The organism is Hymenobacter daeguensis (assembly GCF_054780555.1).
Genome location: NZ_BAAGWC010000006.1, coordinates 201,359 through 207,664 on the forward strand (window position 1 = coordinate 201,359; position 6,306 = coordinate 207,664).

A 6,306-nucleotide genomic window follows, 5' to 3' on the forward strand; every position below is an offset into this window, starting at 1 on the left:
AGAAAGAAGGCCCGGCGGCCCCTCATGCCAACGCGCCCGCCCGCCGTTTAGTGCGCGGCGGCCGAGCTGGCCGCCGGGCTGGGCGCTTTCACCTGCATCCCTTCCAGAAAGCAGGGCCGGCAGCGCGCCTCGTACGAATCAGTTTCGCCGAGCAGCACCTGGCTTTCGCTGGCCGCGATGCGGTAGGAATAGGAAGCAATTTCGCCGCAGCATACGCACACGGCGTGTACTTTGGTCACAAATTCGGCCGTGGCCAGCAACGCCGGCATGGGGCCGAAGGGCCGGCCCAGGTAGTCCATGTCGAGCCCGGCCACGATAACGCGGGTGCCAATGTTGGCCAGCTGGGCGCACACCTCAACCAGCGAGCTGTCGAAAAACTGGGCTTCGTCGATGCCCACCACGTCGGAGCCGGCCGCGAGCAGCAGAATTTCTGAGGCAACGGCCACCGGCGTGGAGCGAATGCGGGCCGCGTTGTGGCTCACCACGTCTTCGGCGTGGTAGCGGGTATCGATGACGGGCTTGAAGATTTCGACCCGCTGCCGGGCAATGCGGGCGCGGGTGAGGCGACGAATCAGCTCTTCGGTTTTGCCCGAGAACATGGAGCCGCACACCACTTCAATCCAGCCCCGGCGCGGGGCGTTGTGGCGGTTGCCAACGCGGGGTTCAATAAACACAAGCAGGAAATGAGCAGATGAGCAATGGGAGCCGAAGCTCCTGAACGGAACCTCTAAAGTACGGCCTGCGCCGGCTTGGCTCAAGCTTAAACCACGCCTTTCGGCAGCTGGCCACACAAAATCAGGGCCTTGCGCTCGGCCGATTTGTCCCCGCTCGGATGGTCCCGATGCCCTGATTGCCGCACCGCACCGAGCTGCTACGCGCCTGGCAGCTCAGTCAGCATACCGTACGTGAGGCAGTTGCGTCGCGTCGGGCACGCGGCCGGTTACGTCGCCAGCGGGCAGCTGGGCCTGGCAGGTCAGGCGCTCGTTATCCTGCAAGCGGCCGGCAGCGCGGTAGCGCAGCTCTGCAGCCGTGAGCGGGGCCAGGTTTTCCTGCCCGCTGCATACTTGCAGGCGGCAGGTAGTGCAGCGGCCTTTAGCCCCGCAAGCGTGCATCCAGTCGTGCCCGGCAGCCTGGATGGCGGCCAATAAATTTGCGCCGGCCGGTACTTCTACCGGGGCACCGGGCAAGTTTTCAATCGTGAGCAGGGGCATTTGTGCCTAACTTCGGCCACTGAAAACGGCCTTTTTATGAACGACAAATATAGCCCCACCAAGTGCGCCCATTATGGCCGCCGCCTGGCGGCCCGGCTCTGTGACCTGCACTTCGGCCCACAGCCGGCGGCTACCCTCGACGGCCCGGCCGTGCTCAAATTCACCCCGATTCGCCAACTCAACCTATTGGTCATGCGCCAGCTGCTGGGCCAGTGGCAGGCCGAAACCGCCCGGTTGCGCAGTCCTTATTTTGATTTTGAAGCGGCGCCCGTGCAAACGGCCCTCACGCAGTTTATGAACGTGCTTTCGCGGCACATCAGCCTGAGCCGTGGCATTTTTGAGCCGCTGCTGGCCCAAGCGACGGCCGATGCCCTGAGCATCGTGGCCGACCCGGTGAATAGCTTCCAGCGCCTGCTCCTCGGCACCACGGAACAGCCTACGCTGGCGGGCCTGCGCGATGGGCTTCGCTATCTCGACATCGATAAGGCCTTTTACCAGGGCTTCGTGGACAGCCTGCCCGTGAGCAACGACCTGAGCCGCGACTTTCTCATCCACCGTTTCGAGCTTTACCACGCTGCCAACTACAAAGCCCACCAACCCATGCAGCGGCTGGTGGCTGAGCTCAGCGCCCTGCTGCCGCTGACCACTGCCGATTTGCTGGAAGATGGCCCTGTTTCATCTCCGGCGTCAGTGGCTGCGCCGGCCCCTGTCCCGGAAGCCCTTACCCTTACTGAAGCACCTGCGCCGGTGCCCGAGCCTAAACTCGTAACGCCGCCCACTTTTGTCGCCTCACCTGCTATTGCTCCTGCGCCAGCCGTGCCGGCCCCAAGCACGCCGGCGGCCCAGCCAGTAGCCCCGCCGGCCCCGGCCCGCCCGCTGCCCGTTACCGAGCCCGGCAACGTTCCCCTGCACGAAAAGCTCAGGGCTACGCAGCCCGCCGCCCCGGCCCTGGCCGACACGCTGCGCAACACGGCCAGCCCGGCCTCGCTGGCCGAGCGGGCCGGTCCCAAAGTTGAAACCCTGCGCGAAGCCATTTCCATCAACCAGCGCTTCAGCTTTATCAACGAGCTTTTTGGCGGCGAAAACATGGATTACCACGCCGCCATCCAGCACCTCGACTCGCTGCCTACCGCCGACCAGGCCAGGACCTACGTCACCGGCGACCTTTCGCAACGCTACGACTGGAGCCGTAAGGAAGAGCACGTCAACAAGTTACTGAAGCTCATTGAGCGCAAGTTTGCTTAGTCCCGCGCCGACTTCGTCCATCATCGGGGCCCGCGCCCGCCGCTGGCTGCTTCCGTGGCTGCTGGCGGTGGCCACTCTGGCCAATCTGGCCTACCCGATGTACGTGCACTTCGATTTTTCGCACTCGCCCGACACGCGCAGCTACCTGCACATGGCCGCCGGCCGGTTCGATAGCATTCGCGTCACGCATCGTTACCGCGTGCTGGTGCCGGCAGCGGCCGCCGTAGTAGCAGTGCCTATTGCCAAGGTGTATGGCCGCGTCTGGCCGCAGCGCCCCGCGGGTTGGTGGCCACTGCGCTTTTCTTTCTACCTGGTCAACTGCATGTTACTGGCTGCTGCCGGAGCTTGCTGGTTCAACGGTGCTCGCCAGGCCGGGGCATCGGCCGAAGCGGCTGCTCTGGCCATGCTGGCCGTTCTCACCAGCCGCTGGGCCGAGTACGCGGCGGGCCTCCCGCTCACCGACAGCCTGTACCTACTGGTTTTCGGCCTCGGCTACTATGCCGTGCGACGCGGCCCCGGTAGCGCCTGGGCCGTATTCCTGGCCCTGCTTCTTGGCCCACTAGCCAAAGAATCCTTTTTCTTTCTGGTGCCGTGGCTGCTTTGGTTTGGCCGGCCGGCGCTTGCCTGGTCCCGTCAGCTGCTGGCTTTGGCAGGCGGATTAGCTGCGCTGTTCGTTGTTCATTACGTTATTGACAGGCAGCTCGGGGCTCCGGCAAGCCAATCGGTTTCCAATGCCCTGGCCCACGCCGATAACCTGCTTTACTCCATTCGGCGAGCCTGCTCTCCCAAGGGCGTAGGCGAGCTACTCAGCATCTTCGGCCTTTTCACGCTAATTCCGTTTGTAGCGCGCTGGCTTGAGTATCGACGGCGCCCAATTGCCCATTCCATGTTCGATGGCTTGGGCAAGCCCGAAATGGGATTACTGACCGTGGTAGGTGCCCACATGCTGCTTTCCGGCGACTTAGGCCGTATGGGGTATCTCGCAGCTCCGGCTTTTTGCGCAGCGCTCGCGTTGGTTTTCACGCATTGGCGTCGTTTGCTACGGACTTAGCAAGCTTTGCCACGCCGCTTTTTATGCCCGCCAGTGCCAGCCCCAGCAGCAGCGGCCACACAGGGACCAGAAAACGGGCGGCTCCTAAAGGCCCTGTCAGCCCAGCCACGTAGGCCAGCAGCCCAAGCACTATCCATCGGCCATACTGCTCCCCGTCCCGCCCCTGGCGCAAGCGTCGAAATCCCCGTGCGGCCAGTACCAGCCGCCCCAGGTTAGCGAGCAATACCACGGCCAGTCCGGTCATCAACCCCAACGGTAAACGCTGTACCGCCTGCCAAAGCCCACCCGACCTTACCTGTGCCAGAAAGCCCCCGCCCGCCAAGGGGGCCAGTTGCAAAAACTCGCTGATATCGAACCGGCCAGGGTCCAGAAAAAGCGCCGCCATTCCCATTATATGCTGCCAGGCATATACCAGCGGATGCGCCCACAGCACGTCACTCGCCCGCTCATGAATCAGCCGTTGCCGAGCCGCAAAATCCGGTTGGAGTTGTGCATCATGTAAGACCCCGGCCACCCACATATCTTCTGCCTGCGCGCCGTCCAACTGTCGCACCACGCCTGCCGCATTGTAATGCAGCAGATTGATTTCGGTAATACTGGAAAAATGGAAATAGCCTGTGCGCTGCTGGTTCCACTCCATATAAGCCAGCACTACCAGGGCTGGTGCCAACCCAATAGCTGCCACCACTCCGCGCCGTGCCCGCCATCCCAGCACCAGGCCCGCAACGGCTATTATCGCCGCAAAGGGGTAAAACACCGGCTTTAGCAGTAGCGCAACCACACTGGCCATCGCAGTCATTGCAAAGGCAGAAAGCCTTAGGTTTTTAAGATAACGCACCCCACTTATCACCATCACCAGTACCGTGGCCTGTAGCATTATCTCGCTCATCACCGCATTGGCATAAATCAACTGCGCCGGGAAAGTCAGCACGCAGAGCAACGCGCACGCCCATTGCTTGCCATGAGGCCGTGCCCAGCCCGCCCACCAGTGCAGCACCACTCCAATTGTAGCCAGGCTTAGCAGGTTCTGAATTACCAGCAGCAGCGCAATATGGCTTTGTGCTGCTCCCAGCCCCAAAATCACAACCGGATACCCAGGTGTCCGAATAGAGAATTCTTGCACGGCCTGTCCCAGCGGTGTAGCCAGGGGCCAGGCACGCGCATAAAGCTGTCCGTGCTGGGCTATATTCGCCGCCGCCTGCTGGTACCTCCCCGAATCCGGAAAGTCCCAGCTTCCCGTCCGGATTGCCCAGCCCAAAGTGATTAGGTGGGCGGCCACGAGCACCATCCATAGCCAGCGCGGTACGCTCACGGCGGCCATCAGCGCAGCAAATCCTGCTTGCGATAGGCATCCAGCGCCAGCAGGCTAAAAAGCAGGATGGTAAATGACCACAACGACGACCCTCCGTAGCTGAAGAATGGCAACGGAATACCCACCACCGGAGCCAGGCCGATGGTCATGCCCATATTCACCGTCATGTGAAAGAATAAGATGCACGCAACACAGTACCCGTACGTCCGCCCAAAAACCGATTTTTGTCGCTCTGCAACATAGATAATACGCCAAAGCAACGTCAGGTAGAGGAGGATAACCACTAGGCTTCCCATCCACCCAAACTCCTCCCCCACCGTGCAGAAGATAAAGTCGGTGCTCTGCTCCGGCACAAAGTCAAATTTCGTCTGCGTACCCTGCAAAAAGCCCTTGCCCAGCAATCCGCCCGACCCAATGGCAATCTTGCTCTGCGTCACGTTCCACCCTTTCCCCAAAGGGTCCGAAGAAGGGTTGAGCAAAATCTCTATCCGTTGCCGTTGGTGAGGCTGCAACACTTTATTATAGAAGAAATCAACTCCTATCACCATGCCGATTACCGCCAGCCACACTCCCATCGCCAACGGCAGGTGATGGCGCAATACCCGGCGGTTTATCGCCAGTACCACAACCAATATCACCGTGAATGCCAACACCAGCCACAATTTTGGCACCAGCAAAGCCAGCAGCAGAATAATACCCGCTGCAGCCAGCAATAGCAGAATAAGCGGCGACATCCCCTCCCGAAAATACGCCAGCAGCAATGCCCCAAACACCAGCGCCTGCCCCGATTCATTCGAAGCCACAATAAGCAATGGCGGCAGCAACGTAATGCCGGCCAGCACCAACTGGTCGCGCCAGTTCTGATAACGAAGATTAATACTCGCCATAAACCGCGAAGCCGCCAGCGCAGTAGTAAACTTCGCAAACTCTGCCGGTTGCAATCGTACTGGCCCAAGTTCCAACCACGACCTCGAGCCCGCAATCGGACGCGCTACTACCATCGTCACGAGCAGTAGCACAATCATTCCCGCATACAAGGCATACGCCAGGGTATCATAAGCCTTATAATCCACCACCAGTAAAATCACGATAAGCACCAACGCCGTCCCAATCCACAGCAACTGCTTAAACCAGTTAAATGCCATCAGCTTATCAAAGCTCATGGCATTTAATGGATTATTCGGCGCATCAGGCGAATAACTCGAAGCATAGATGCACACCCACCCTAGCCCAACCAAAATGGCATAAAGTAATACCGTAATCCAATCAATATTTCGGCTATAGCGTGCCGGAGAAACTTGCACAGATAATTCAGATTAATAATTGCCTTAAAATTACGCCTTTTATTATTGAGAGCGTCAGGTATTAGCTGCCCTGTTCAATAGGTCAATTTGAAAAAGCTAATAAACACAAAACGCCCCCGCGGCTGGTGAAAGCGGCGGGGGCGTTGGGGTTGAAAAAGGTTGGCGGCGACCGACTCTCCCACC

The 6,306-nt window shown here is 60.0% G+C and carries 6 protein-coding genes; 2 read left to right on the forward strand and 4 right to left on the reverse strand.

Features of this window, described 5'->3' with window-relative positions; all coding sequences use genetic code 11:
* Positions 1-47: 47 nt before the first annotated feature.
* Positions 48-674, reverse strand: a complete 627-nt coding sequence (locus ACYVHT_RS09870; RefSeq protein ID WP_460550531.1) for a thymidine kinase — start codon at positions 672-674, stop codon at positions 48-50.
* A 213-nt stretch (positions 675-887) separates the two neighbouring features.
* Positions 888-1,211, reverse strand: coding sequence for a 2Fe-2S iron-sulfur cluster-binding protein (locus ACYVHT_RS09875; RefSeq protein ID WP_460550533.1), 324 nt, complete (start codon positions 1,209-1,211; stop codon positions 888-890).
* A 36-nt stretch (positions 1,212-1,247) separates the two neighbouring features.
* Between ACYVHT_RS09875 and ACYVHT_RS09880 the strand changes: the two genes are divergently transcribed.
* Together ACYVHT_RS09880 and ACYVHT_RS09885 are read left to right on the forward strand one after the other, a co-directional pair.
* Positions 1,248-2,456: a hypothetical protein gene (locus ACYVHT_RS09880; RefSeq protein ID WP_460550535.1), complete on the forward strand. Its 1,209-nt coding sequence runs from the start codon at positions 1,248-1,250 to the stop codon at positions 2,454-2,456.
* A 67-nt stretch (positions 2,457-2,523) separates the two neighbouring features.
* A complete protein-coding gene (locus tag ACYVHT_RS09885) occupies positions 2,524-3,507 on the forward strand; it encodes a hypothetical protein (protein ID WP_460550537.1) in 984 nt (327 codons plus the stop codon).
* Here ACYVHT_RS09885 and ACYVHT_RS09890 read toward each other — a convergent pair.
* A complete protein-coding gene (locus ACYVHT_RS09890; protein ID WP_460550539.1) occupies positions 3,476-4,828 on the reverse strand; it encodes a hypothetical protein in 1,353 nt (450 codons plus the stop codon). The genes ACYVHT_RS09885 and ACYVHT_RS09890 overlap by 32 nt on opposite strands.
* The gene (rodA, locus tag ACYVHT_RS09895; RefSeq protein ID WP_460550541.1) at positions 4,828-6,123 is read right to left on the reverse strand and encodes a rod shape-determining protein RodA; all 1,296 of its coding nucleotides are present in this window, start codon (positions 6,121-6,123) and stop codon (positions 4,828-4,830) included. The genes ACYVHT_RS09890 and rodA overlap by 1 nt, the downstream gene beginning before the upstream one ends.
* Between the last annotated feature and the right edge of the window lie 183 nt (positions 6,124-6,306).